Below are 26,662 nucleotides of genomic sequence, written 5' to 3' on the forward strand. Positions count from 1 at the left end.
TTCCCCAAGCCCCTAGGGCCTGTGCATAGCTATGTTGGACCGGGTCAGGCAATCTTGAAACGCGCCACCGACTGGCGCAGTTCCTCGGCCATGTGCGAGAGTTCGCGCACCTGCTGCGCCGTGGTGCGCGTGCCTTCGCCCGTCTGCTCCGTCACCGCGAAAATGTGCTGGATGTTCTCGGCCACGTCGTTGGCCAGGACGGCCTCGCGCGAGGTGGACGAGGAGATCAGCTCGATCAGCTCGGCCAGGTGGCGCGACACGGTATCGATCTCGGTCAGCGCGGTACCTGCGGAGTCGGACAGTCGCGCCCCCTCGACCACACCCTGGGTGGAGCGCTCCATGGCGGCCACGGCATCCTGGGTGTCGGTCTGAATCGCCTTCACCAGCGCCGCGATCTGGCGCGTCGCATCTGCCGAGCGCTCAGCCAGGCGCTGCACTTCTTCGGCCACCACCGAGAAGCCGCGACCGGCTTCACCGGCCGATGCGGCCTGGATGGCGGCGTTCAGCGCCAGCACGTTGGTCTGCTCGGTAATGTCGGAAATCAGCTCGGTGATTTCACCGATCTCCTGCGAGGATTCGCCCAGCCGCTTGATGCGCTTGGAGGTTTCCTGGATCTGGTCGCGGATGGAGTTCATGCCGCCGATGGCGTTCTGCACGGCCTTCAGGCCCAGGTCCGCAGCTTCCAGCGACTGGCGCGCCACCTGGGCAGATTCCTGCGCCTGGGTCGAGACCTCGTTGATGCGGCCTGCCATGTCCAGCACGGAGCGGCCGGTTTCGCGGATCTCGCGCAGCTGTTCGGTCGACGCGGCCAGCAGCTCGGTGGAGTTGGCATCCACCTCGGCCGTGGTCTGTGCCACGCGCGTTGCCGTGTTCTGCACGCTGCCCACCAGGGCGCGCAGCTCTTCCACCGTGTAGTTCACCGAGTCGGCAATGGCGCCGGTGATGTCCTCGGTCACGGTCGCTTCCTGCGTCAGATCGCCTTCGGCCACCGATTGCAGTTCGTTCATCAAGCGCAAAATCGCGGCCTGGTTGGCATCGTTGATGCGCTTGGCTTCATGCTCCTGCACGCGGGACTCTTCCTGGCGGCGTTCGGCCGCTTCCTGGCGCAGACGGCTGTCGAGCAGCTGCACGCGGGACAGGCCCACGCCGCACAGCAGCACCAGCACGGTGGCCAGCGCCAGCAGGCCCATGGGCAGCGAGCCGATGCCGGCGCCGCTTTGCAGCTTGTTCTGCAGGTCTTCCAGATGGCGGCGCAGCGGTTCGCTGTCGGCGTTGATGGCGGTCTGGGCTTCGCGGGCGGACACCAGGCCCTGCAGGTTGCCCAAAATGGCGCTGGCCTCGCTGCGGGTCTCTTCGTAGAGCTTGATCAGCGCCTCGATCTGCTCGCGGGTCTGGGCGTCGCGCGTGGGAGGCAGGCGCAGCTCGCTGCTGCCGCTCAGCAGGCTTTCGGAGATTTCCTTGAACGAGTTCAAGTCCTTGCCCAGCAGGAACACGGCCTCGGGGCTCACGCCTTCGGCGGTCTGGAATTCGTTGGCCGACTTGCCGATACGCTGGGTCAGCATCACGAGCTGGCCGGCAGCGGAGATTTCCGCCGGGCTGGCGCCCTGCTGCAGCTTCAGCGAGGAGATGGTTTCGGCGATCTCCAGCAGGTCCGAGGACTGCCGGTTGATGGTGCGCAGCGCGTCGCCGACCTGGGTCAGGATCTGCTTTTGGTCCATCACCACCTTGGCGCTTTGCTCGGCGCGCTCCATCAGCGGCGTGATCTGGGCCAGTTCATCGGCATAGGCGCCGCCCAGCGGGCGCACGCCCATGGAGTCGTCGCCCGAGGCAATGGCGCGCACGTTGCGCGCCAGCACGCCGGAGCTGTCCTGCACGTCCACAAAGGAGGATGCCGCGCCCGTCAGCGCCTGCGAGACCGACTTGGCCAGACGCTGCGACTGCATCAGCGCCTGGCCGGTGGCGGCCAGCTGCTGCGCCGAGCCGTCGGCCTGGCGCAGGGCCCAGGCCGCCGCCAGCACCAGGGCCAGCACCGACACACCCAGCAAGGTGGACAGCGTGCGCTGGTGGCGCGCGGCAGGCGCGCGGCCCAGCAGCGGCAGGGCCACCATGTCGTGGTCAACGGCTGCGCCGCCGTCGCGGCCCGGCATGGCGTCGGGGGCGCCCTGCACGGTCAGTGACGCATCGAGTGCGTACATATCCTGGGAGACGGTGTCTCCGAGCATGCTGTTGTCCGCACCGGAGCCGGCGTCGGCCGGCTTGCGTTGGAAGCGATTTGCAAGACGTTGCAAGAATGACATGGGACGACCTTCAGAAACTCAGGCGCGAATGCTCAGAAACTCGGAGGTTTGGGACAGGCGCTGCAGTTGCAGCTCCTGCCAGCGGTGGCCCGCTTCATCGATATGCACGGGGCCGAAAAAGGCGGGAGAGTGCTCGGGCGCAGGCTCGGTGCGCACGAATGCGTCGGCGCTGCGCAGGCCCTGCAGGCGGTCCACGAGCAGGGCCGCATTCACTTCCAGCGCGGCATTGAACGCCAGCAGGCTGGACTCGGCCAGCGCCGGTTCGCTGCGTGTCACGCCGTGGCCCAGCAGGCTGGCCAGGTCGATCACGCCGGCCAGGGTGCCGCGCAGGTTGGCAATGCCCAGGAACCAGGGCTTTGTATAGGGCACAGGCTGCACGCCGGCCCAGGGAAAGATCTCGCCGGACTGGCCCAGCGGCATCAGGTAGTTGCGCCCGCCGGCCTGGACGGCCAGCCAGGCCGCCACCTTGACGCCTTCGCTGCGTGCGGCCTGAAGGCGGCCAGCCAGACGGGACTGCAGATCGCGCAGTGCTTCACGGTTCGCCATGGGCAGCGCACCAGATCAGTTCAGCGCCGCGATCTTGGCCTGCAGCTCATCGGCATCCACAGGCTTGGTGATGTAGTCCCGCGCACCCTGGCGCATGCCCCAGACCCGGTCGGTCTCCTGGTTCTTGCTGGTGCACATGATGATGGGCAGGTCGGCGTACAGCGGGTCGCGCGTGATGGCACGCGTCAGTTGAAAGCCGTTCTGGCCGGGCATGACCACGTCCATCAGGATCAGGTCGGGACGGTCTTCGGCCAGGCTGCGCATGGCCTCTTCGCCATTCTCGGCCGTGCGTACCTGCAGGCCCTGCTTTTGCAGCATGTCGGACAGAAACATCAGTTCGGTCTTGGAGTCGTCCACGACCAGGACTTTGCGGATGGGCATCAAAGTGCTCCTATGGTTTGCTTGCCGAACTGCTCCACGGCCTGCAGCAGCTGGTCTTTGGTGAAGGGTTTCGTGAGGTAGTCCTGGCAGCCCACCATGCGCCCGCGCGCCTTGTCGAATACGCCGTCCTTGGACGAGAGCATGACCACAGGCGTGTCAGCAAAGCGCGCGTTGCGCTTGATGATGGCGCAGGTCTGGTAGCCGTCCAGCTTGGGCATGAGGATGTCGCAGAAGATCAGCTGGGGCTGGTAGTCGTTGACCTTGGACAGTGCGTCGAAGCCGTCGTCGGCCAGGAGCACTTCGTGCCCGCCCTGCTTGAGGAAGATTTCTGCGCTGCGGCGGATGGTATTGCTGTCATCCACCACGAGTACGCGCAAGGGTGCGCCCGATGTCGTCACTGAGAAACCTCCCGGAAATGTATGAGTCGGCGCGGGTGGTCCCGCGCTCAGATTTCGACCATCTCAAAGTCTTCTTTACGTGCTCCGCACTCGGGACAGGTCCAGTTCATGGGCACGTCTTCCCAACGCGTCTGGGGTGCGATGCCATGCTCGGGGCAGCCTTGCGCCTCGTCATAGATCCACCCGCAGATCAAGCACATCCAAGTTTTGGGGTCGGTCACAGCTTAAAGGGCCTTCACATAGAATGCAACGATTGTATCTAGTCACAACCACCCGCCACGGCCTTCGCTGGCGGGGCGCACACTGGGCTGAGCCATGGCATTGAACCCCTCCAACTCCCCCAGTCCCGACACCGAGCCGATGGACGAAACCGCGCCCGTCTGCGTGCTGGTCTTCAACGCCAGCGACCCCAGCGGGGCGGGCGGCCTGTCGGCCGATATCGCCACCATCGCCTCGGTCGGCGGCCATCCGCTGCCCGTGGTCACGGGTGCCTACGCACGCGATTCGGCCAAGATCTTCGAGCATTTTCCCTTTGACGACGAGGCCGTGGCCGAGCAGGCGCGCGCCGTGCTGGAGGACATTCCCGTGTCCGCCATCAAGGTCGGTTTCGTGGGCAGCCCGGGCAACCTGGCAGCGATTGCCGAGATCGCCTCCGACTACCCCGACATCCCCATCGTCTGTTACATGCCCGACCTGTCGTGGTGGGAGGAAGACCCGCTCGACCAGTACATGGACGCCCTCAAGGAACTTGTTCTTCCGCAAACGTCTGTGTTGGTTGGAAGCCACAGTACGCTGTCGCGCTGGCTGCTGCCCGACTGGACCAACAGCCGCAGCCCCACGGCGCGCGACATCGCCATGGCGGCCGAGGCCCTGGAAGTGCCCTACGTGCTGGTCACCGGCATTCCCCTGCCCGACCAGTTCGTGGACAACGTGCTGGCCACGGCGCAGTCGGTGCTGGGCAACAGCAAGTACGAGATGTTCGACGCCACCTTCACCGGCTCGGGCGACACCCTGTCGGCCGCGCTGACGGCCCTGGTGGCCAGCGGCAACGACCTGGGGCTGGCCACGCAGGAGGCGCTGGAGTACCTGGACCGCAGCCTGGACAGCGGCTTTCGCCCCGGCATGGGCCACTACATCCCGGACCGCATGTTCTGGGCCCAGCCCGAGCCCGAGGATGAAGATGCCGAGGCCGCCGCCGAGCCCCTCGCCGAACTGGACCCCGACACCCAGGCCATCGAAGGCTTCGTGATGCCCCCTCATGACACCAAGCATTGAGGCAGGCCACCGCCTGAGCGGCTGCGCGGCCGGCACAGGCCCTTGGCTTGGCACCTCTGGCTTGTCCCCCGCACATGGCAGACTCCTGCACTATGACCACTGACCTGAATATTCCCCTGTTCGAACGCGCCAAGGCCGTGATCCCCGGCGGCGTGAATTCACCCGTGCGCGCCTTCAACGCCGTGGGCGGCACGCCGCGCTTCGTGCGCCGTGCCCAGGGCGCGCATTTCTGGGACGAGAACGCCCAGCAGTTCACCGACTACATCGGCTCCTGGGGTCCGATGATCCTGGGCCACGGCCACCCCGAGGTGATGGCCGCCGTGCAGGCCGCCGCGCTGGAAGGCTTCTCCTTCGGCGCCCCCACGGAGCGCGAGGTCGTGCTGGCCGAGAAGATCCTCTCGCTCATGCCCTCCATGGACATGGTGCGCATGGTCAGCTCGGGCACCGAGGCCGGCATGAGCGCGCTGCGCCTGGCGCGCGGCTTCACGGGCCGCAACAAGATCATCAAGTTCAACGGCTGCTACCACGGCCATGCCGACGCCCTGCTGGTCAAGGCCGGCTCGGGCCTGGCGACCTTTGGCGCCTCCTCCTCGGCCGGCGTGCCGCAGGACGTGGTCAAGGACACCGTGGTGCTGGAATACAACGACGTGGGCCAGCTCGAGGAGGCCTTCGCCCAGTTCGGCGACCAGATCGCCTGCGTGATCATGGAGCCCATTGCAGGCAACATGAACTTCGTGCGCGCCAGCGTGCCCTTCACGCGCCGCATCCGCGAACTCACGCGCGAGCATGGCGCGCTGATGGTCTACGACGAGGTGATGACCGGATTTCGCGTGGCCCTGGGCAGTGCCCAGAGCCTGTACGCCCAGCAGATCGAAGGCTTTGCGCCCGACATCACCGTGCTGGGCAAGGTCATCGGCGGCGGCATGCCCATGGCGGCCTTCGGCGCGCGCCGCGAGATCATGGAAAAGCTCTCGCCCCTGGGCCCGGTCTACCAGGCAGGCACCCTGTCGGGCAACCCCATTGCCACGGCCTGCGGCCTCAAGACGCTGGAGCTGATCAGCGAGCCGGGCTTCCACGACGCCCTGCACGCGAAGACCGGCCGCCTGATGGCCGGCTTCAAGGCCGAGGCCGACGCCGCCGGCGTGCCCTTCAGCGTGGACCACCAGGGCGGCCTGTTCGGCTTCTACCTGCTGCCCGAGCTGCCCAGCACCTGGACCGAGGTCATGAAGACCGATGGCGCACGCTTCAACCGCTTCTTCCACGGCATGCTGGAGCGCGGCCACTACTTCGCACCCGCCCTGTACGAGGCCGGCTTCGTGAGCGCCGCGCACACGGACGCGGACATCGACAAAACCATCGAAGCCGCGCGCGAAGTGTTCAAGACGCTCTGACGCTGGCCCGTACCTGCCGATCGAGCCCGCCCTTGCGGGCTCTTTTCGCGTCAGGGCCGAAGAAAAGCCTGGCGCGCCTGTTCGGCCTCATCGCGCACGGCACAGCCCTGCGCATGGTCGTTGACCAGGCCCATGGCCTGCATGAACGAGTAGACAGTCGTAGGCCCCACGAACTTCCAACCGAGCTTCTTCAGCTCCTTGGACAGCGCCCGGGACTCGGCCGTCTCGGACACGGGCCCGCCACCGGTCACGGGTGCAGGCGCATGGCGCCAGAAGAAGGCCGACAGCGAGCCTTGCGCCTCCACCATCTCCAGCGCCCGCTGCGCGTTGTTGATCACGGCCTCGATCTTGCCGCGATGCCGCACGATGCCCGCATCGCCCAGCAGCCGCAGCACGTCGTCCTCGGTGAAGCGCGCGACCTGGTGGAAGTCGAAGCCCGCAAAGGCCGCGCGGAAGTTCTCGCGCTTGTTGAGGATGGTCAGCCAGCTCAGGCCGGACTGGAAGCCTTCGAGGCTGAGCTTCTCGAACAGGCGCCGGTCGTCGGTGACGGGAAAGCCCCATTCACGGTCGTGGTAGGCCAGGTAGCTGTCCGTGGCCGCGCACCAGTGGCAGCGCGGCCGGCCGTCGGGGGCGGTGAACAGGCGGGACATGGTCAGGATTTCCCGGGTTCGGGAGAAGGGAGGGACAGCAGCCAGGCCGCCATCTGCAGGGATTGCGCCGTATCGATGTGCGGGTGGCGCGGCATGATGGCGCGGCCCCATTCGCCGGCCCCGCCCTCGCGGATCTTGCGCGCCAGGTAGTCGGCGGCATCTTCGCGGCCCCGGTAGCGGCCGGCGATCTGCTGGAAGGACGGGCCCACGTAGTGGCGCACCAGGCCGTGGCAGCGCAGGCAGTCATTGCCTTCCACCAGGGCCTTGCCGGCGGCCAGCTGCGCGTCGGCTGTCACGGCAGCTGCGGCCGCCGCCGTGGTGGCCCCGACAGCCGGCCCGCGCATGATGCGCCAGCCGATGTTGAAGACACCCAGCGCCACCAGCAGCATGAAGACCACGAGCGCCCAGCCCAGCCAGCGGGGCCGCTGGGGGGCGTCGTCGCCCTCGTCGTCTGCGCCAGGAGGCAGTTGGCCGGCCATCAGTGGCGGAAGTGGCGCACGCCGGTGAAGACCATGGCCACGCCGCGCTCGTTGGCGGCGTCAATGACTTCCTGGTCGCGCATGGAGCCGCCGGGCTGGGCCACGCAGGTGGCGCCTGCGTCAACGACCACGTCCAGGCCGTCGCGGAAGGGGAAGAAGGCATCGCTGGCCACGACCGTGCCCTGCAGGCTCAGCTTGGCGGCCTCGGCCTTGATGGAGGCGATGCGCGCCGAGTCCAGGCGGCTCATCTGGCCTGCGCCCACGCCCATGGTCATGCCGTTCTTGCAGAACACGATGGCATTGCTCTTGACGTACTTGGCGACCTTCCAGGCGAACAGCAGGTCCTGCAGTTCTTCGGGCGTAGGCTGCTTGACGGTGACGACCTTGAGGTCGGCCAGGGCCAGCTCATGGTTGTCGGCGGTCTGCAGCAGCAGGCCCGATCCGACGCGCTTGGCGTCCACGGCGTTGCGGCCCTGGTCCCAGGCGCGCTCGCCGCCGGCCGGCAGGGCGATCTTCATGAGGCGCACATTGACCTTGGGCTTGAAGATTTCCAGCGCCTCGGCCGTGAAGTCGGGGGCCATCAGCACCTCGACGAATTGCTTGACCACGGCCTCGGCCGCCGCCTTGTCCACCGTGCGGTTGAAGGCGATGATGCCGCCGAAGGCGCTGGTGGGGTCGGTCTGGAAGGCCTTGGCATAGGCTTCGTGCGCGTCCTTGCCCACGGCCACGCCGCAGGGGTTGGCGTGCTTGACGATCACGCAGGCAGGCTGCTCGAAGCTCTTGACGCATTCCCAGGCGGCATCGGCGTCGGCGATGTTGTTGTACGACAGCTCCTTGCCCTGCAGCTGCTCGCCCGTGACCAGGGAGCCGGGGGCCGGATACAGGTCGCGGTACAGAGCGGCCTGCTGGTGGCTGTTTTCGCCGTAGCGCAGGTCCTGCACCTTGGTGAAGTGGCCGTTGCTCTGGCCGGGGAAGGCGCTGCGCTCTGGCACGTAGGCTTCGGAGAGCTTGTCGTCCTCGAACTTCACGCTGGACAGGTAGTCGCTGATGGCGCCGTCGTACTGGGCGATGCGGTTGAAGGCGGCCACGGACAGCGCAAAGCGCAGCTTGTCGGAGAGCTTTCCGTTGGCCTTGAGTTCGGCCAGCACGGCCTCGTACTGGCCGGCATCGGTGATCACGCCCACGTCGGCCCAGTTCTTGGCGGCAGAGCGCACCATGGCAGGGCCGCCGATGTCGATGTTCTCGATGGCGTCGGCCAGCGTGCAGCCGGCCTTGGCCACGGTGGCCTCGAAGGGGTAGAGGTTCACCACCAGCAGGTCGATGGTGTCGATGCCGTGCTCCTTGAGGGCCGCCATGTGGGCGGGCAGCTCGCGGCGCGCCAGCAGGCCGCCGTGGACCTTGGGGTGCAGGGTCTTGACGCGGCCGTCCAGCATCTCGGGGAACTGGGTGACTTCGGCGACCTCGGTCACGGGCAGGCCGGCCTCGGCCAGCAGCTTGGCGGTGCCGCCGGTGGACAGCAGCTTGATGCCCAGGGCGTGCAGGCCTTGGGCGAATTCGACAATACCGGTCTTGTCAGAGACGGAGAGCAGGGCGTTCATGGGCGTCGGTGCAGGGAGTTTGAAAAAAGGGGAATTCGTGCCGCTCAGAGCATGTCGTGCTCAAGCAGCTTCTTGCGCAGCGTGTTGCGGTTCAGGCCCAGCCAGTCGGCGGCGCGGGACTGGTTGTTGTCGGCCTGGCTCATCACCACTTCCAGCAGCGGCTTTTCGACCAGGTGGATCAGCATGTCGTACATGCCATTGGGCTTTTCGCCGTCGAGATCGCGGAAGTACCCCTCCAGGCTTTCACGCACGCATTGTTCGATGTTCTGGTTGCTCATACTGTCATTCCTGCGGGCTCTGCGAATTCGGCGCTTGTGGCGCCGGCATCGATGGCGGCTGGTATCCGGTCCATCTGCGCGCCCAGGGCGTCCAGATAGTCGGCCACGGCCTGCCATTGCACCGCGCAGTCCTCGATGGTGTTGATGTGTTGTCTGAATGCCTCGCCGCCCGGCAGGCTGCGCAGGTACCAGGCGATGTGCTTGCGCGCACTGCGCACGCCGGTGCCTTCGCCGTACAGGCTGTAGTGGTCCTGCAGATGCTCCAGCAGCAGCCGGCGCAGCTCGGCCACCAGGGGCGGGGCCATGTGCTCGCCCGTGGCCAGGAAGTGCGCGATCTCGCGGAAGATCCATGGCCGGCCCTGGGCGGCGCGGCCGATCATCACGGCATCGGCGCCCGTGTAGGCGAGCACGTCGCGTGCCTTCTCGGGGCCGGTGATGTCGCCATTGGCCACCACGGGCACGCGCACCGCCGCCTTGACGGCAGCGATGGTGTCGTACTCGGCAAAGCCCTTGTAACCCTGCTCGCGCGTGCGGCCGTGCACGGTGAGCATCTGTATGCCCACCTCCTCGAAGCGGCGGGCCAGCACCACGGCGTTCCTGTGCGCGTCGCACCAGCCGGTGCGCATCTTCAGCGTGACGGGCACGCCGTGCGGGGCGCAGGCCTCTACCACAGCCTGGGCAATCTCCACGGCCAGGGCCTCGTTCTGCATCAGGGCCGAGCCGGCCCATTTGTTGCAGACCTTCTTGGCCGGGCAGCCCATGTTGATGTCGATGATCTGGGCGCCACGGTCCAGGTTGTAGCGCGCGGCCTCGGCCATCATCTCGGCGTCCGTGCCCGCGATCTGCACCGCGATGGGTCCGGGCTCGCCTTCATGGTTGGCGCGGCGCGAGGTCTTGAGGCTGTTCCACAGGTCCTTGCGCGAAGTCACCATCTCGCTGACCGCATAGCCCGCACCCAGGGCCTTGCACAGCTGGCGGAACGGCCGATCCGTCACCCCCGCCATGGGGGCGACGAACAGGCGGTTGGCCAGGGCATGGGGGCCTATGGACAGGGGAAGGGAGGACATCGGGAAAGCCGGAGAAAACGCGCGCGCCGATCACAAAACGGGCGGCAACAAAGGACCAAGATTGTACCTGCCCAAATTTTCAGCAGGGCTAAAACCGGGCCGTCAAGGCGGCCAAGCGGCGAAAACAAGACAGCGCAGCGGTTTCATGGTGTGGGAACGAAGGTGCGCACCTGGCCCGGAACGGCCTGCAGCCCGTAGGCGCCGAGCCGGCCCTGCCACCAGCGGCGGTTGAATTGCACGTCGGGAGAGACCTGGTCGTCGGGCATGGGACGCAGGCCGACCTTCTGCAGCCCGGCTTTCTGCGGCCCGGCTTTCTGCGGCCCGGCTGCCTGCAGCCCAGCTGTCTGCAGCCCAGCCTCAAGCCCCAGGTCCAGCGCCTCGCCGTCGGCCAGCGGGCCGCGCACCACGGCCATGGCCTTGCGCCCGTCGGTCACCCAGGCGTCCAGCACCAGGGCCGGGCGGGGCTCGGGACCGGCCAGGCTCACGCAGCCTTGCAGACGCGGCTTCAGGCCCAGAGGCTCCAGCTCGCGCTGCAGCTGCTCCAGCCTGTCGGCCACGGCCGGGTCCGGCAGGGTGCAGCCCTTGGCCTGCAGCGCCTTGCCCCAGGCCGAGGTCGGTGCGGCCTCCTGGGTCGGTGGCGCCTGGGCAGCGGCCTGTGCCACCACGGTGGTGTCCTTGCCTGGCGATGGCTGCAACGCGGCGCAGCCGGCCAGGCCGGCTGCTGCCATTCCCAATGCCGCCCATCCCGCCCATCCTGCAATCCGCCCTGTCTGCATGACGCCCCCTGTTCTTTGTGGTTCCGGACCAGGCCCCACGATAGCTTCAGGCCGACAAGGCGTCAGCCAGCGCAGACCTACACTTGGCAGCACCTATGGAAGTCTGGATGCATCAATTGCTGGGCTGGCTGGCGCTGCCGCAGTTCGGCCTCAGCACCGTGTTCATCGTGGCCCTGATCTCGGCCACGCTGCTGCCGCTGGGCTCGGAGCCTGCGGTGGTCGGCCTGCTCCAGCTCAATCCCGACCTGTTCTGGCAGACGGTTTTCGTGGCCACGGCCGGCAATACGCTGGGCGGGGCCATCAGCTGGTGGATGGGCCTGGGCGCGCACAAGGCCTGGCGCGCGGCACGCGAGCGGCGGCTGGCCGGGCTGCCGCCTGAACGGGCCAAGCCGCCGCGCAATCTGTCACGCCACGAGCGCCGCGCCCGCGTCTGGCTGCGCCGCCTGGGCGCCAAGGCCTGCCTGCTGAGCTGGCTGCCCGTGGTGGGCGATCCGCTGTGCGCCGTGGCCGGCTGGCTGCGCCTGCCGTTCTGGCCCTGCGTGTTCTACATGGCCATCGGCAAGTTCCTGCGCTATGTGGTGATGACGGTGGTGCTGCTGCAGCTGCTGCCGGCCTCCTGGGCCAGCTGAGGCCGAAGCCCCCCACCGAAGCCCTCCCCTTTTTGCGATCTACGCCTGCGGCTCACGCGCCCAGGGCGCCAGCGCGAAATGCGCGGCCAGGAAATCAATGAGCGCCTGCACGCGCGCCGGCCGGGCGCGCCCCGGCGGCGTGACGATGTGCAGGGCGATGGAGGGCACCTGCCAGTCGTCCATGCAGGTCTGCAGCGCACCCGATTGCAAATCTTCCCAGGCCAGGAATTCGGGCTGCAGGGCCAGGCCCAGCCCGGCGCGCAGGGCCGGCGCCAGGCCCTCGGCATTGTTCACGCGCATGGCCGTGGGCACGACCTGGGCGAACTCGCCGCGGCGCGCATGCACGAAGCGCCAGGCCTCGCCCAGGCGGCTGTGCACATAGCGCAGCGCCCGGTGCTGCGCCAGCTCGCGCGGATGGGTGGGGCGGCCGTGGCGCTCGAAGTATTCGGGTGATCCCACCAGCAGCAGGCGCACCGTGCACAGGCGCCGCGCCAGCAGGCTGGAGTCGGGCAGCGAGGAGATGCGCAGCGCGATGTCGAAGCCCTGGGCCACGACGTCGATCAGCTCGTCGCTGAAGTGCAGGTCCAGCGTGACCTCGGGATGCTCGGCCATGAAGGCGGGCACGGCCGGCGCCAGGTGCGAGATGCCGAACGACATGGGCGCCGCAATGCGGATGGGGCCGCGCAGGCTCTTGGACTGCTCGCTGATCTCGGCCTCCACGGCCTCGCCCTCGGCCAGGATGCGCGCGGCCCGCTCCAGAGAGGCCTGGCCGCCGGCCGTCAGCGACATGCGCCGCGAGGTGCGGTGCAACAGGCTGGTCCTGAGCCGCGTCTCCAGCCGCGTGATGGCCTTGGAGATGGTGGGCTGGGAGACGCCCAGCTCGGCGGCGGCCTTGGCGAAGGAGCCTGTCTCGGCCACCTTGGCGAAGACGGCCCAGGCTTCGAGGTCAGGAAGTCTTGGCATGAAAGTTTTGGAATAGATGTCTTTGCATATTTTCTATTCTCTTCTTGATCGGCAAAACATAAAGTTCATCCATCGCAACACACAACGCAGCAGGAGAACACCATGATCGAACGCCGTCCCTTCCAAGCCCTTGGCGGTGCCAACCACGGCTGGCTCGATGCCAAGCACCACTTTTCCTTCGCCGGCTACCACGATCCGGCCCGCATGGGCTGGGGCGCGCTGCGGGTGTGGAACGACGACACCATCGCCGCCGGCACGGGTTTCCCGCCCCATGCCCACGCCAACATGGAAATCATCACCTATGTCCGTGAAGGCGCCATCACCCACCAGGACAGCCTGGGCAACAAGGGCCGCACCGAAGCCGGCGATGTGCAGGTAATGAGCGCGGGCACCGGCATCCGCCACTCGGAATACAACCAGGAAAAGGGCACGACGCGGATCTTCCAGATCTGGATCATGCCCGACGAGCGCGGCCAGCAGCCCCCGTCCTGGGGTGCCAAGCCCTTCCCCAAGGGCGAGCGCTCGGGCAGCTTCGTGGCCCTGGCCAGCGGCCTGCCCGGTGACGAGGACGCCCTGCCCATCCGCACCGCCGCCCGGGTGCTGGGCGCCACGCTCAAGGCCGGCGAGAGCACGGAGTACCGCATCGGCCGCGACCGCCTGGGCTACCTGGTGCCGGCCAGCGGCTCGGTGCAGATCGACGGCGTGACGCTGCAGGAGCGCGACGGCGCCGCCATCAGCGACGTCGAGACCCTGCGCGTCACGGCCCTGACCGACGCCGAGCTGGTGCTCGTCGACACGGCGCGCTGAAGCGCCCTTGCCGCCCCGGCTCCGGCCGGGGCCCACCTGCCCCAACTGTCTTTCCGAATTTCCGCTGTCCCTTCCTTCACCCAACCCACTGCCTCACAGGAGATCACCATGACCGACCGCAAGTACCTCGAAGTCCTGACCCCCGCCAACAGCCAGATCATCTTCATCGACCAGCAGCCCCAGATGGCCTTCGGCGTGCAGTCCATCGACCGCCAGGTGCTCAAGAACAATGTGGTGGGCCTGGCCAAGGCGGCCAAGGCCTTCGACATTCCCGCCACCATCACCACGGTGGAGACGGGCAGCTTCTCCGGCCACACCTATCCCGAACTGCTGGCCGTGTTCCCCGAGCACAGGCTGCTGGAGCGCAGCTCCATGAATTCCTGGGACGACCAGAACGTGCGGGATGCGCTGGCCGCCAACGCCGCCCAGGGCCGCAAGAAGATCGTGGTCTCCGGCCTGTGGACCGAGGTGTGCAACACCACCTTCGCCCTGTCGGCCCTGCATGACACGGACTACGAGATCTACATGGTGGCCGACGCCTCGGGCGGCACGTCGCTGGACGCCCACAACTACGCCATGGACCGCATGGTGCAGGCCGGCGTGGTGCCCGTGACCTGGCAGCAGGTGCTGCTGGAATGGCAGCGCGACTGGGCCCGCCGCGAGACCTATGACGCGGTGATGGACATCGTGCGCGAGCATTCCGGCGCCTACGGCATGGGCGTGGACTATGCCTACACCATGGTGCACAAGGCCGCCGAGCGCGTGCAGCATGGCGAGACCGTGGGACCCAACCCCGCCAAGGCCTGAGCACCAGCGCCGCCGCCGGCCCGCCAAAGGAGTCTCGCCATGAAGCTCTATGCACTTTCCCTTGGGGCCGGCCTGCTGGTCGGCGTGGGCCAGGGCCTGTACGCCCTCATTTGGGGATCGCGTTGCCCGGCTCCAGGGTCGTATGCAAGGCGCACGTGCGCAGCAAGGCCCCTGCCTTGCAAGCACGTGCAACGCCGCAGACGGCCCTGGAGCCGGGCAACCCGAAGGGAAGCTGCATGCCGGCCCGCCACTCGGCGTTGCGCTCCTTGTGCGTGTGAGCACACGCACGGCGTCGCGCGCCTTGATTGGCGGGCCGGCATACAGCTTCGCGACCCCAAATGAGGACGTACAGGCCCTACAGCCTGCTGCAGGTGCGCTCGCCCGCACCGCCGCTGGTAGCCCTGGTCGGCCTGCTGGGCATCCTGGCCGGCGAGCAGATCGTGCCCGTGGGCCGGCACCTGCTGCAGGGCATGGACCTGCGCAGCGCCTGCAGCAAGACGCAGGCCACCGAGCATGTGCTGGGCGAGTTGCCCGGTCGCAAGAGCACCGATGCCGATCGGCAGCACGGCTGACCTCTCCCCAAACCTTCAAGAAAACTGCACCATGACCACGCGCAGAAAAGTCCTGGGCTCCGCAGCCACCCTTGCCATGGGTGGACTGCTGGGTTGCACCACCAACGCTCGCCAAGGAGCCTCCATGTCCGATTCCACGCCCGAAGTCGTCTTCCACAACGGCCGCTTCACCACCCTGAACAAGGCCCAGCCCACGGCCACCGCCGTGGCCGTGAAGGACGGCCGGTTCATCGCCGTGGGCACGGACGCCGAGGTGCTGGCCCTGGCCGGCAGCGGCACGCGCCGCATCGATCTGCAGCGCCGCAGCGTGCTGCCCGGCCTGTTCGACAACCATACGCACGTGATCCGTGGCGGCCTGAACTTCAACCTGGAGCTGCGCTGGGACGGCGTGCGCTCGCTGGCCGATGCGCTGGACATGCTCAAGCGCCAGGTGGCCAACACGCCCGCGCCGCAGTGGGTGCGCGTGGTCGGCGGTTTCACCGAACACCAGTTCGTGGAAAAGCGCCTGCCCACCATCGAGGAGATCAACGCCATCGCGCCCGACACGCCGGTGTTCCTGCTGCACCTGTATGACCGCGCCCTGCTCAACGCGGCCGCCCTGCGCGCCGTGGGCTACACCCGCGACACGCCCGAGCCCGCCGGCGGCGAGATCACGCGCGATGCCAACGGCAACCCCACGGGCCTGCTGCTGGCCAAGCCCAACGCCACCATCCTCTATGCCACGCTGGCCAAGGGTCCCAAGCTGCCGCTGGACTACCAGGTCAACTCCACGCGCCACTTCATGCGCGAACTCAACCGCCTGGGCGTGACCGGCGTCATCGATGCGGGCGGGGGCTTTCAGAACTACCCCGACGACTACGACGTGATCCAGAAGCTCAGCGACGCCAACCAGATCACCGTGCGCCTGGCCTACAACCTGTTCACGCAAAAGCCCAAGGAGGAGAAGGCCGACTTCCTCAACTGGACGCAGAGCGTGAAATACAAGCAGGGCAACGACTATTTCCGCCACAACGGCGCGGGCGAGATGCTGGTGTACTCGGCCGCCGACTTCGAGGACTTCCGCCAGCCGCGCCCCGACATGCCGCCCAGCATGGAGGGCGACCTGGAGGAAGTGGTGCGCGTGCTGGTGCAGAACCAATGGCCGTGGCGCCTGCACGCCACCTATGACGAGACCATCTCGCGCGCGCTCGATGTGTTCGAGAAGGTGCACCGCGACACGCCCATCGACGGCCTGAACTGGTTCTTCGACCATGCCGAGACCATTTCGGACAAGTCCATCGACCGCATTGCGGCCCTGGGCGGCGGCGTGGCCGTGCAGCACCGCATGGCCTACCAGGGCGAATATTTCACCGAGCGCTACGGCGCACGCGCCACCGAGGCCACGCCGCCCGTCAAGAAGATCCTGGAGCGCGGCGTGAAGACCTCGGCCGGCACGGACGCCACGCGCGTGGCCTCCTACAACCCCTGGGTGTCGCTGTCGTGGATGGTGACGGGCAAGACCGTGGGCGGCCTGCAGATGTACCCCCAGCGCAACCTGCTGGACCGCGAGACCGCGTTGCGCATGTGGACCGAGAACGTGGCCTGGTTCTCCAACGAGGAAGGCCTGCGCGGCCGCATCCAGGTGGGCCAGCTGGCCGACATGATCGTGCCCAGCAAGGACTATTTCGCCGTGCCCGAGGACGAGATCTCCTTTCTCACCTCCGAGCTCACCGTGGTGGGCGGCCGCGTGGTCTATGGCGCAGGCCCCTTCCAGCCGCATGACGACAACCCGCTGCCGCCGGCCATGCCCGACTGGTCTCCCGTGCGGCGCTTTGGCGGCTACGGCGCCTGGGGCGAGCCCGAGGGCGCGGGCAGGAACTCGCTCAACCCCGCGCGCTACCGCAGCCTGGCGGCAGCCTGCGGCTGCGGCACCAGCTGCGGCATGCACGGCCACAGCCATGCCGACGCATGGGCCTCGAACGTGCCGACCTCGGACCCCCGAAGCTTCTTCGGCGCGCTGGGCTGCTCCTGCTGGATGGCCTGAGGAGCAAGGCCATGTCCATCGATTCCAAGCCGTCTGCCCCAGCTGTTGCCGGCAGTTCCTCCGGCAGCTTCGCGCCGCTGCGACAGCCCGTGTTCGCCGTGCTGTGGGCGGCCACGGTGCTGGGCAATATCGGCAGCTTCATGCGCGATGTGGCCAGCTCCTGGATGGTGACCGAGCTGTCGGCCAGCCCGGCCGCCGTGGCCCTGATCCAGACGGCGGCCACGCTGCCCATCTTCCTGCTGGCGATTCCGGCCGGCGTGCTGTCCGACATCCTGGACCGCCGGCGTTTCCTGATCGGCATCCAGATCCTGCTGGCCGCCGTCAGCGCCAGCCTGCTGCTGCTGGCACGCACCAACACGCTGACCGTGGAGTACCTGGTGGCGCTGACCTTCGTGGGCGGCATAGGCGCGGCGCTGATGGGGCCGACCTGGCAGTCCATCGTGCCCGAGCTGGTGCCGCGCAGCGACCTCAAGAACGCGGTGGCGCTGAACTCGCTGGGCATCAACATCGCACGCGCCCTGGGCCCTGCGGCCGGCGGCCTGCTGCTGGCCAGCTTCGGCGCGGCGGCGGCCTATGGCGCGGACGTGGCCAGCTATGTGTTCGTGATCGCCGCGCTGGTCTGGTGGAAGCGCCCCAAGGCCGAGGCCTCGGCCCTGAATGAGCAGTTCTTCGGCGCCTTCCGCGCAGGCCTGCGCTATGCCCGCTCCAGCCGCGAGCTGCATGTGGTGCTGCTGCGCGCCGCCGTGTTCTTCCTCTTCGCCAGCTCGGTCTGGGCCCTGCTGCCGCTGGTGGCGCGGCGCATGCTGGGCGGCTCGGCAGGCTTTTACGGCGTGATGCTGGGCGCCGTGGGCGCAGGCGCCATCCTGGGAGCGCTGGTGCTGCCGCGCCTGCGCAAAAGGCTGGATGCCGATGGCCTGGTGCTGCTGTCCTCCGTGCTCAGCGCCGCCGTGATGGCCGCGCTGTCCACCGCGCCGCCGCAATGGGCCGCCGTGCTGCTGATGCTGGTGCTGGGCCTGGGCTGGATCATTGCGCTGACCACGCTCAACGGCGTGGCCCAGGCGGTGCTGCCCAACTGGGTGCGCGGCCGCGGGCTGGCCATCTACCTGATGGTGTTCAACGGCGCCATGGCGGGCGGCAGCCTGGCCTGGGGGCTGTTCGCGCAGGGCGTGGGCATTCCCACGGCGCTGCTGATCGGCGCGGCGGGCCTGGTGGCCATCTCGCTGGTGTTCCACCGCATCAAGCTGCCCACGGGCGAGGCGGACCTGCAGGCCTCCAACCACTGGCCCGAGCCGCTGCTGGCCGAACCGGTGGCCCATGACCGTGGCCCGGTGATGATCCAGGTGGAGTACCAGGTGCGCCGCGACGACCTGCCAGCCTTCATCGAGGCCATGCAGCATGTGGCGCGCGAGCGGCGGCGCGACGGCGCCTATGCCTGGGGCATCGCCGAGCACACGGGCGAGCCGGGCCGGGTGATCGAGTGGTTCCTGGTGGAGTCCTGGGCCGAGCATCTGCGCCAGCACCAGCGCGTGTCCAGGGCCGATGCCGATCTGCAGGCCCAGGCGCTGCGCTTTCACATGGGCCCCGGGCGGCCCGTGGTCCACCACTTCCTGGCGCTGGACGCCGCCAGTGCAACCAGTGCCGCCAGCGGGCCTGCGCAGGCACCGGCGCACGGCCACGCCCACTGAAGCGTTGCGGCAGGCCTGCCCTGGCCTGCGCCCGGCCTGCCAGGACACCTCAGCGGATATCCAGCCGCTCCAGCGCACGCACCAGGTCGGCCAGCGTGCGCACCTGCATCTTGCGCATGGCCTGGCTGCGGCGCACCTTGACCGTGATTTCGCTCACGCCCAGGTCTGCCGCGATCTGCTTGTTCAGCAGGCCGCGCACCACGCCCACGACCACTTCCTGCTCGCCGGGCGACAGCGACTGCCAGCAGGCGCGCAGCGCCTGTTCGCCGGCGTCCAGCGCACGGCGCTGGCGGTCCAGGGCAATGCCCTGCTGGATGGCGTCGAGCAGGTCCTGGTCGCGGAAGGGCTTGGTCAGGAACTCGATGGCGCCGGTCTTCATGGCCTCCACGCTCATGGGAATGTCGCCATGGCCGGTGATGAAGATGGTGGGCAGCTTCAGGCCCAGCTCCAGCATCTGGCGCCGGAAGTCCATGCCGCTTTGCCCCGGCATGCGGATGTCCAGCACCAGGCAGGCCGGCCCCTGCGGCGGCTGCCGCTGCCAGTGGTCCAGAAACTCGCGCGTGGCGCCGAAGGCGCGCACGCACAGGCCCACCGAGGCCAGCAGGTCCTCGATGGCTGCGCGCACCGAGGGGTCGTCATCGACGATGTAGACCAGTGCCTCGGCTTCGGCGGTGGAGGGTTCAGCCATGGCGCAATCCCGTGGAAGGCCTGGCGCCCGTGGCCGGGGCGCAGGCGATGGTGACGTGAAAAGCCGTGCCCCCGCGCCCGTCCTCGCGGTCCGTGGCCCAGATGCGGCCGCCGTTGGCCTCGGCCATGTGGCGGCAGATGTTCAGGCCCAGGCCCATGCCATCGGGCTTGGTGGTCCAGAAGGCATCGAACAGGTGGGTGCGGGCCAGCGGCGACAGGCCTTCGCCCGCATCGGCCACGGTCAGCACCAGCTGCTGGCCCAGGGCCTGCGTGGCGATGGCGATGCGCCGCTGCGCGGCCGGTGTGTGCTGCATGGCGTCCATGGCATTGAGCAGCAGGTTGGCCAGCACCTGCTGGATCTGCACGCGGTCGGCCCAGGCCGGCTGCAGCGCGGTCGCCAGCTGCAGGTCCAGGGCCACGCCGCGCCGGTCCAGCTCTGCGACGGACAGGCGGGCCATTTCGCGCACGGCCTCGTTGAGGTCGAAGGACTGCCGGCTGGGCGCCTCGCCGCGCGCCATGCTGCGGATGCGGGCGATGACATCGCTGGCGCGCTGCGCATCGCCCAGGATGCGCTCCAGCGCCTGGCCGGCCTTGGCGAGGTTGGGCGGCTCCTGGGCCAGCCAGCGCTGGCAGGCATTTCCGCTGGTGACGATGGCCGCCAGCGGCTGGTTGACCTCATGGGCGATGGAGGCCGTCAACTGCCCCAGGCTGGTGGCCTGGGTGATGCGCAGCAGCTGGGTGCGCGCCGCATGGGCCGCGTTCTGGGCCGCCACCATCTTCAGGCCCAGATAGGCCGTGATGGCAATGGCCAGGATGCTGATCACCATGTTGATCAGTCCGGTGCGATAGGCACCGGCAGGCGTGAGCGCAAAGCTGGCCAGGGTCAGCACGATGCACAGCGCCGTGAGGCCGATGACCACGCGCGGGTTGAACCAGCGCACCGCCACCAGGATGATGGCGGTGTGGAACACGGCGGCCGCCACGGCGTAGTCGGTCAGCGTGTCCAGCGCGAAGATCGCGGCCATGGCGACGCCCATGGCCGCCAGGATCAGGGCCCGGGGCCAATGGGGAAAGCGGCGCAGAGCGGTGGTCATGGCGTGCAGGGAAAAGGAATGGACTGTCAGCTGCCAATTCTCATTCAAGAAGCCGCTGCACCTGAATGCAAGCTATACCCGAACCGTACGATACTGGCGCGACCCAAAACAAGGGACACCGAGGAAGGGACGCCCCGCACCGAAGGTGTCGTCCCCCTCCCGCGCAGCGAGAGAGGGGGAAGCCGCGCAGCGGCTCAGGGGGTTCACAACACTGGCCGGCGGCCCACGCTCAGCTGCAGCTCCACCGTGGCCTTGGCCAGCTCGGTCTCGGCCTCCAGCGATCCCAGGTAGGCCTCGTCGGCCGAGCGCTGGGCGGACAGCAGCTCCAGCAGCGAAGCCTCGCCATGCCGGTAGGACAGGCGCATGCCATCGAGCACGCGCTGCGCATCGCGCAGCACGCCGTCGCGGTAGCGCTGCACGTTCTCGCGCGCGGCGCTCAGGCGAAAGCGGGCGGCGCGCACATCGGCCTCGGCCCGGTTCTGGGCCTGCTGCAGGGCCAGCATGGCCTGGGTGACGGCCGCCTCGGCCTGCACCAGGTCGCCCCGGTCCAGGCGCGACAGCGGCAGCGGCACGCTGACCGAGACCGACAGCGTGCGCGAGCGCCCGCCGCCATCGAAGGGATTGCCCTGGGCGTCCGTGCCACCGGCCGTGGCGGGCACGGCGGCCATGCCCACGGCCAGCGTGGGATTGACCCAGCGGTTGGCCCGGGCCAGGCCCGCGTTGTCTCGCGCATGCTCCAGCGCCGCCTGGGCGATGCGCACCTCGGCGCGCGACTGCAGGGCCTGGGCGACCAGGGCATCGGCATCCTCCGGTCCCGAGTCTTCGGCCAATTCCATGAAGCCGCATTGCAGCGTGTCGCTGGCAAAGACTTCGGACAGGCGGCGCCCCAGCGGGACGGACAGCGCCAGCCGCGCGGTCTGCGCCTCGGCGCGCGCCTGCACCACCTCGGCCTGGAAGCGGTCGCGCTCCACGCGCGACTGCAGCCATTCCACGCCGCCGATGTCGCCGGCCTTGCGCCGCAGCTCGTTGGCCTGCACCACGTCGCCCAGCGCCTTCAGCGTCTGCTGCTTGCGCTCCAGCGCCAGCGAGTCGCGGCAGGCCTGGGTGTAGTCCTGGGCGGCATCGGAGAACAGCTGGCTGCGCACGCCTTCAAGGCCGGCCTCGGACAGGCGCACCTGGCTGCGTGCGGACTGGATGCGCGCGGCGCGCTTGCCGCCCGTCTCCAGCTCCATGCTGATCTCGTAGTTGCGCGTGGTGGGCCGGGGCTGGCCGGTGCGCACCTGCTCGCGCGAGGCGCCCAACGTGAGGCTGGGGTCGGGGCGTATGCCGGCGATGCCGATGCCGGCACGCGCGGATTCCACGCCCTGCTCCTCCGAGCGCAGCAGCGGGCTGTGCTGCTCCACGGCGTTGAGGTAGTCGGAAAAGCGCAGGCCGGCGGACGGCGCCGTCTGCGCCTGGGCTGCGGCGCCAAGGCACAGCAGCAGGGCCAGGGCCTGCCTGGGGAAGAAAGGGGTCGTTTGCATGGCGACTCGCATCAATGGGGTTGGCTCGTTGCGGTGCGATGCCCGCCCTCGTGCTCGGCGGCATCCGGATCGCCGCTCTCACCGCGTTCAGCGGCGCGGCGCTGGCGGCGCTCGGCCGCGCGGACGGCACGGGCCTCGATCACGTAGTAGAGGTTGGGCAGCAGCAGCAGGGTCAGCAAGGTGGCGCTGAACAGGCCGCAGACCACGACGGTGGCCAGGGGCCGCTGCACGTCGCTGCCCAGGCCCGTGGCCAGCATGGCCGGCGTGAGACCGAAGGCGGCGACGGTGGCCGTCATCAGCACGGGGCGCATGCGGCTGGAGGCACCCTCGAGCACGGCTTCGCGCAGGCCCAGGCCGTCCTCGCGGCGCAGGCGGTTGATCTGCGAGACCATGAGCACGCCCGAGAGCACGGCCACGCCGAACAGCGCGATGAAGCCCACGGCGCTGGAGACGTTGAGCGTCATGCCGCGCAGGTGCAGGCCCGCAAAGCCGCCGATCATGGCCAGCGGCACCACGCCCAGCACCAGCAGCGGCTGGCGCAGGTTGCCGAACTCGCCGAACAGCAGCACCAGCATGATGCCCAGCGTCAGCGGCAGGATCATGAGTAGCCGCGCCTCGGCACGCTGCAGGTTCTCGAACTGGCCGCCCCACTCGATGTGCAGCTTCTGGCGGTCGTAGTCCAGGTGCTGGTCGATGGCGGTGTGCGCATCCTTGAGGAAGCCCGCCAGGTCGCGGCCGCGCACATTGAGCTTGACGAGGATGTGGCGCTCGCCGCCCTCGCGCACGATGACGCTCTGGCCCACGGTGGTGGTGATGCGCGCCACGTCGGCCAGCGGCACCTGGGCGCCATTGGCGGCCGACAGGCGCAGCGCGCCGATGGCCTCGGGGCTGCTGCGCGTGTCGGGCGTGAAGCGCACGGCCATGTCGTAGCTGCGCTCGCCCACGTACAGCTGGCCGATGGAGGCCCCGCCCACGCCGGTGGAGATGAGCTGCGCCACGTCGGAGGCATTGATGCCGTAGCGCGCGGCAGCGGCGCGGTCCAGCGCAATGCGCAGGTTGGGCAGCGGCGGCTCCACGTCCACGGCCACATCGGCCGCGCCGGGCACTTTCTCCAGCACGGCCACCAGGGCATCGGCCACGCGCCGGTCTTCGGCCAGGTCCTGGCCGAAGACCTTCACCGTGAGGTCGCTGTGCGCGCCCGACAGCTTGTCCTGCACGCCGTCGATCATGGGCTGCATGAAGCCCACGGAGTAGCCGGGCAACTGGTCGAAGCGCGCGGCCATCTTCGCGATCAGCTGCTGCTTGGTCAGGCCCGACTTCCATTCGCCATAGGGATGCAGGCCCACGCTGGCCTCGATGTGCGAGGGCGTCCAGTAGTCGGTGCCGTCATCGTTGCGCCCGGTCTGGGTGACGATGTAGGAGACCTCGGGGAACTCCAGTGCGGCGCTGCGCAGCGCGTCGGCCATGTCGCGCGCCTTGTCCAGCGTGATGCCGGGCGGCATCTGCACCTGCAGCCAGATGGAGCCTTCGTCCAGGTACGGCAGGAAGTCGCGGCCCATGGTGCCGGCCAGCACGCCCAGCGCCAGCAGCGAGGCCGCCACGGCCCCCGCCAGCCAGCGCACGCGGCCCACGGCCGCGCCCAGGAAGCGGTCATAGCCCACGCCCAGCCGGTGCAGGACGGGGTTGTGGAAGATCCTGCGCGGCCTGCGGAAGGCCAGCCAGGCCAGGGCCGGCGTGAGCAGCAGGGCCACGGCCAGCGCCCCCACCAGGGCCGCGCCCACGGCGCTGGCCATGGGCGAGAACAGCTTGTACTCGATGCGCTCGAAGGCGAACAGCGGCAGGTAGGCGGCCGCGATCACGCACATGCCGAAGAAGATGGGCCGCGCCACCTGCAGCGTGGCCGTGATGGCGTCCCTGGGCGTGAGCGGCCGGTTCTGGTCGGCCTCGCGGCGCCGCAGGATGTTCTCGACCACGACCACGGCCCCGTCCACCAGGATGCCGAAGTCGATGGCGCCCAGCGACAGCAGGTTGGCCGGAATCTTCGCGTGGTGCATGAAGATGAAGGCCAGCAGCAGCGCCATGGGAATGGTCAGCGCCACGATCAGCGCCGCGCGCGGGCTGCCCAGGAAGACCAGCAGCACCAGGGTGACGACGATCAGGCCTTCGGCCAGGGTCTTGCCCACGGTGTGGGTGGTGCGTTCGATCAGCGTGGTGCGGTCCAGGTAGGGCACGACCTTCACGTCGGGCGGCAGCAGCTTGCCGTTGAGCTCCTCCACGGCGGCGTGGATGCCCTCCAGCGCCTGCGAGGGGTTGGAGCCCTTGAGCAGCAGCACGATGCCCTGCAGGGTGTCGGAGTTGCCGTCCTTGCCCAGGATGCCGCGCCGCTCCACGTTGCCGTAGGTCAGCCGCCCCAGGTCCTTGACCAGCACGGGCGTGCCGCTGTCCGTGGTCTTGACGACCACGTTGCCCATGTCGTCCAGCGAGCCCAGCAGGCCCACGCCGCGCACCACATAGGAGACATCGCCCCGGTCGATGACGCTGCCGCCGCCGCTGGCGTTGTTGGCATTGATGGCCTCGACCACCTGGGACAGCGCCAGCCCGTACTGCAGCAGCCGCGCGGGGTCCAGCTCCAGCATGAACTGCGTGGTCAGGCCGCCGAAGTTGGTCACGTCCACCACGGACTGGGCCTTCTTCAGGCGCGGGATCACCACCCACTGCTGCAGCTCGGACAGCTCGCGCAGGCTGCGCACCGGGCTTTCCAGCGTGTAGCGGTAGACCTCGCCCGTGGGCGAGCTGTAGGGGTCCAGCCCGGCGCGGGCACCATAGGGCAGCGTGACCTCGTCGATGCGCTCCTTCAGGCGCTGGCGCGCCCAGTAGCCGTCCACGCCGTCCTCGAAGACCACGGTGATCAGCGACAGCGCGAACAGGCTGCGCGAGCGCAGCACGTGCATGCCGGGCGTGGCCAGCAGGGCGCGCTCCAGCGGGATGGTGATCTGCTGCTCTATCTCCTCGGCCGCAAGGCCTGGCACCTGGGTGACGATCTGCGAGGTCACGTCGGCAATGTCGGGATAGGCCTCCAGCGGCAGCTGCTTCCAGCTGAACACGCCATACAGGGCCGCGAAGCAAAAGACCAGCCACACCACGCCGCGGCGCGAAAAGCCGATGTTGACGATGCGCTCGATCATTGCAGCAGCACTCCCCCGTTGACCACCACGCGCTCGCCGGCCGCCAGGCCCGAGAGGATCTCGGCCTGGCCGTCCTGCTGCGCGCCGACCTGCACGTCACGCGGCTCGAAGCGCCAGCCGCCCTTGTCCACGAAGACGCGCGTGCTGACCTGGCCCTGCAGCAGGGCTGCGGCCGGCACCATCACGGCCTGGCGCGCCGGGTCGTCGAAGCCCACGCGCGCAAACATGCCGGGGCGCAGCCGCCCTTCGGGGTTGTCCACGGCCACGCGCACCTTGACGCTGCGCGTGGCGGTGTCCACCAGCTCGCCCACGTACTGCACGCGGCCCTGCAGTTGCAGGTCGGGATAGGCGGCCAGCGCGATGTGGGCCTGCTGGCCCACATCCACATGGGCCAGGTCGCGCTCGCTGACGCTGGCGCTGAGCCAGACCTTGCGCAGGTCGGCCACGGTCATGACGGAGGCATTCACATCGTTCCAGTAGCCGCCCTGCGAGCCTGCCATCTCGACCACGCGGCCGCTGATGGGCGACTTGACCACGTAGCTGCCGCGCGAGCCTTCCTGCACGGCCGCACCCAGCTGGGACAGATGATCGGAGGCGGCGCGAGCATCGGCACCTGCTGCGGCCAGCGACTGCTGCGCGGCCTCGTAGTCCTTGCGCGCGGCGATCTCGGCATCGAACAGCACCTTCTGGCGGTCGAACTCCTGGCGCGCGTGCAGCAGCGCGGCCTGGGCCTTGGCGTGCTCGGCACGCACGCTGGAGATCTCGGAGGAGTCCATGGTGATCAGCGCATCGCCGGCCTTCACCGCATCGCCCAGCTGGTGGTGCAGGCGCACCAGGCGGCCCGCCACGGGCGGCGTGATGCGGACCAGCTTTTCAGGCTCGGCCTCGATGGTGGCGGGGGCCGACAGGCGGGTCTGCAGCGGCTGCAGGGCGATCTCGGCCACCTGCAAGCGCTCGCGCAGCGGCGAGCCTTCGGGCACCACGATGAGGTTGCCTTCGCGGCGCACGGGAGCCGGCTGCGGGGCGGCGGTGGCGGGGGTTGCTGCTGCAGCCGGGGTTTCGGCCGGGCCGTTGCAGGCGGCCATGGCCACGCTGATCAGCAGCCCGCCCACAGGCCAGGCGGCCGCCAGCAAGGGATGGCGCTGGTGCAGGCCATGGGGTCGGCCTGGTCGTTCAGAAGCGAGAAAGCGGGTCATCCTGAGGTCTCCGGGTGCCATGGACCCGCGCAGACCTCTCGCCCCTTCAGGCGATCACAGGCCTCCGCCCGGGTCCGGGCAGATCAAGAAATGGAAGAAGGGAAAGGCGGAAAGAGGCGGCGCGGCAGCGCCTGGCAGGATCGGGATCGGAATCAGGATCGGGGTCCATGGGGTACTCCTTTGCGTGTGGGTGGCGCAGTCCCCGTGCAGGCCGGGAGCCCTGTTTGCTGCAGTGCAATATGTGCCCGGAATTATCAAAGGCGAAAGTGCCTGCGGCCAGCCTTTGTTGGGAAGGCTGGCCTGTTCATTGGTGGATGCGGGATATACCTTCGTATAGAAGATGGCCGGCACAAGG

General features: G+C 68.7%; 25 protein-coding genes. 8 read left to right on the plus strand and 17 right to left on the minus strand.

All coding sequences use genetic code 11. The annotated features are described in order from the left end of the window. Positions 1-44 precede the first annotated feature (44 nt). From U6958_RS28600 to U6958_RS28620, 5 genes are read right to left on the minus strand one after another with little or no spacing between them, the layout of a single operon-like run. On the minus strand, positions 45-2,297 hold the full coding sequence (locus tag U6958_RS28600; protein ID WP_016447934.1) for a methyl-accepting chemotaxis protein: 2,253 nt from the start codon (positions 2,295-2,297) through the stop codon (positions 45-47). Positions 2,298-2,315: 18 nt separating this feature from the next. Further along, the gene (locus U6958_RS28605; RefSeq protein WP_016447935.1) at positions 2,316-2,843 is read right to left on the minus strand and encodes a chemotaxis protein CheW; all 528 of its coding nucleotides are present in this window, start codon (positions 2,841-2,843) and stop codon (positions 2,316-2,318) included. A gap of 15 nt (positions 2,844-2,858) precedes the next feature. Beyond that, entirely contained in the window at positions 2,859-3,224 is a 366-nt protein-coding gene (locus U6958_RS28610) for a PleD family two-component system response regulator (RefSeq protein ID WP_016447936.1), read from the minus strand. Beyond that, positions 3,224-3,622 carry a PleD family two-component system response regulator gene (locus tag U6958_RS28615; RefSeq protein WP_016447937.1) on the minus strand — a complete coding sequence of 133 codons (399 nt, stop codon included), beginning with the start codon at positions 3,620-3,622 and terminating at the stop codon, positions 3,224-3,226. Before U6958_RS28615 ends, U6958_RS28610 begins: the two co-directional genes overlap by 1 nt. A 47-nt stretch (positions 3,623-3,669) precedes the next feature. After that, positions 3,670-3,822 carry a rubredoxin gene (locus U6958_RS28620; protein WP_017406135.1) on the minus strand — a complete coding sequence of 51 codons (153 nt, stop codon included), beginning with the start codon at positions 3,820-3,822 and terminating at the stop codon, positions 3,670-3,672. Positions 3,823-3,937: 115 nt separating this feature from the next. Between U6958_RS28620 and U6958_RS28625 the strand changes: the two genes are divergently transcribed. Both U6958_RS28625 and hemL read left to right on the plus strand, forming a co-directional pair. Further along, positions 3,938-4,897 (plus strand): bifunctional hydroxymethylpyrimidine kinase/phosphomethylpyrimidine kinase, encoded by a 960-nt coding sequence (locus tag U6958_RS28625; protein WP_016453190.1) that lies wholly within the window; start codon positions 3,938-3,940, stop codon positions 4,895-4,897. 74 nt (positions 4,898-4,971) lie between these two features. Continuing rightward, complete coding sequence (gene hemL / locus U6958_RS28630) at positions 4,972-6,288, plus strand: glutamate-1-semialdehyde 2,1-aminomutase (protein ID WP_373681038.1); 1,317 nt, start codon at positions 4,972-4,974, stop codon at positions 6,286-6,288. Between the two features lie 50 nt (positions 6,289-6,338). On the opposite strand, the gene U6958_RS28635 is transcribed toward hemL, so the two are convergent. From U6958_RS28635 to U6958_RS28660, 6 genes are all read right to left on the minus strand, one after another. After that, complete coding sequence (locus U6958_RS28635; RefSeq protein ID WP_074922779.1) at positions 6,339-6,938, minus strand: DNA-3-methyladenine glycosylase I; 600 nt, start codon at positions 6,936-6,938, stop codon at positions 6,339-6,341. Between the two features lie 2 nt (positions 6,939-6,940). Continuing rightward, positions 6,941-7,417: a c-type cytochrome gene (locus tag U6958_RS28640; protein ID WP_017406137.1), complete on the minus strand. Its 477-nt coding sequence runs from the start codon at positions 7,415-7,417 to the stop codon at positions 6,941-6,943. Further along, entirely contained in the window at positions 7,417-9,015 is a 1,599-nt protein-coding gene (gene purH / locus U6958_RS28645) for a bifunctional phosphoribosylaminoimidazolecarboxamide formyltransferase/IMP cyclohydrolase (RefSeq protein ID WP_016447942.1), read from the minus strand. Before purH ends, U6958_RS28640 begins: the two co-directional genes overlap by 1 nt. A gap of 44 nt (positions 9,016-9,059) precedes the next feature. Further along, positions 9,060-9,293 carry a Fis family transcriptional regulator gene (locus U6958_RS28650; protein ID WP_016447943.1) on the minus strand — a complete coding sequence of 78 codons (234 nt, stop codon included), beginning with the start codon at positions 9,291-9,293 and terminating at the stop codon, positions 9,060-9,062. Then, positions 9,290-10,360, minus strand: a complete 1,071-nt coding sequence (dusB, locus tag U6958_RS28655) for a tRNA dihydrouridine synthase DusB (protein WP_017406139.1) — start codon at positions 10,358-10,360, stop codon at positions 9,290-9,292. The genes U6958_RS28650 and dusB overlap by 4 nt, the downstream gene beginning before the upstream one ends. A 143-nt stretch (positions 10,361-10,503) precedes the next feature. Then, a complete protein-coding gene (locus tag U6958_RS28660) occupies positions 10,504-11,136 on the minus strand; it encodes a hypothetical protein (RefSeq protein ID WP_074922778.1) in 633 nt (210 codons plus the stop codon). Between the two features lie 107 nt (positions 11,137-11,243). Here U6958_RS28660 and U6958_RS28665 point away from each other — a divergent pair, with 107 nt between their 5' ends. Beyond that, positions 11,244-11,765: a YqaA family protein gene (locus U6958_RS28665; RefSeq protein ID WP_016447946.1), complete on the plus strand. Its 522-nt coding sequence runs from the start codon at positions 11,244-11,246 to the stop codon at positions 11,763-11,765. Positions 11,766-11,804: 39 nt separating this feature from the next. Here the strand turns inward: U6958_RS28665 and U6958_RS28670 are convergent, their stop codons facing one another. After that, the gene (locus U6958_RS28670; RefSeq protein ID WP_034364263.1) at positions 11,805-12,728 is read right to left on the minus strand and encodes a LysR family transcriptional regulator; all 924 of its coding nucleotides are present in this window, start codon (positions 12,726-12,728) and stop codon (positions 11,805-11,807) included. Between the two features lie 102 nt (positions 12,729-12,830). On the opposite strand from U6958_RS28670, the gene U6958_RS28675 reads away from it, so the two are divergent. From U6958_RS28675 to U6958_RS28695, 5 genes are all read left to right on the plus strand, one after another. Beyond that, entirely contained in the window at positions 12,831-13,535 is a 705-nt protein-coding gene (locus tag U6958_RS28675; RefSeq protein WP_016447948.1) for a pirin family protein, read from the plus strand. A 108-nt stretch (positions 13,536-13,643) separates the two neighbouring features. After that, positions 13,644-14,342 (plus strand): hydrolase, encoded by a 699-nt coding sequence (locus U6958_RS28680; RefSeq protein ID WP_016447949.1) that lies wholly within the window; start codon positions 13,644-13,646, stop codon positions 14,340-14,342. A gap of 338 nt (positions 14,343-14,680) precedes the next feature. Then, positions 14,681-14,914 (plus strand): XapX domain-containing protein, encoded by a 234-nt coding sequence (locus U6958_RS28685; protein ID WP_074922777.1) that lies wholly within the window; start codon positions 14,681-14,683, stop codon positions 14,912-14,914. 124 nt (positions 14,915-15,038) lie between these two features. Further along, positions 15,039-16,937, plus strand: coding sequence for an amidohydrolase (locus U6958_RS28690; protein ID WP_074922776.1), 1,899 nt, complete (start codon positions 15,039-15,041; stop codon positions 16,935-16,937). A gap of 11 nt (positions 16,938-16,948) precedes the next feature. Then, on the plus strand, positions 16,949-18,622 hold the full coding sequence (locus U6958_RS28695; protein ID WP_074922803.1) for an MFS transporter: 1,674 nt from the start codon (positions 16,949-16,951) through the stop codon (positions 18,620-18,622). 49 nt (positions 18,623-18,671) lie between these two features. Here the strand turns inward: U6958_RS28695 and U6958_RS28700 are convergent, their stop codons facing one another. From U6958_RS28700 to U6958_RS28720, 5 genes are all read right to left on the minus strand, one after another. Further along, a complete protein-coding gene (locus tag U6958_RS28700; RefSeq protein WP_074922775.1) occupies positions 18,672-19,310 on the minus strand; it encodes a response regulator transcription factor in 639 nt (212 codons plus the stop codon). After that, complete coding sequence (locus U6958_RS28705; RefSeq protein ID WP_074922802.1) at positions 19,303-20,403, minus strand: sensor histidine kinase; 1,101 nt, start codon at positions 20,401-20,403, stop codon at positions 19,303-19,305. Before U6958_RS28705 ends, U6958_RS28700 begins: the two co-directional genes overlap by 8 nt. Positions 20,404-20,606: 203 nt before the next feature. Next, positions 20,607-21,926: a TolC family protein gene (locus tag U6958_RS28710; RefSeq protein ID WP_074922774.1), complete on the minus strand. Its 1,320-nt coding sequence runs from the start codon at positions 21,924-21,926 to the stop codon at positions 20,607-20,609. Positions 21,927-21,937: 11 nt separating this feature from the next. Further along, on the minus strand, positions 21,938-25,111 hold the full coding sequence (locus U6958_RS28715) for an efflux RND transporter permease subunit (RefSeq protein ID WP_074922773.1): 3,174 nt from the start codon (positions 25,109-25,111) through the stop codon (positions 21,938-21,940). Further along, positions 25,108-26,307: an efflux RND transporter periplasmic adaptor subunit gene (locus tag U6958_RS28720; RefSeq protein ID WP_074922772.1), complete on the minus strand. Its 1,200-nt coding sequence runs from the start codon at positions 26,305-26,307 to the stop codon at positions 25,108-25,110. Before U6958_RS28720 ends, U6958_RS28715 begins: the two co-directional genes overlap by 4 nt. Positions 26,308-26,662: the final 355 nt, after the last annotated feature.

It is taken from the genome of Delftia lacustris (assembly GCF_040267515.1).
In the GTDB taxonomy this organism is placed as follows: Bacteria; Pseudomonadota; Gammaproteobacteria; order Burkholderiales; family Burkholderiaceae_C; genus Comamonas; species Comamonas tsuruhatensis.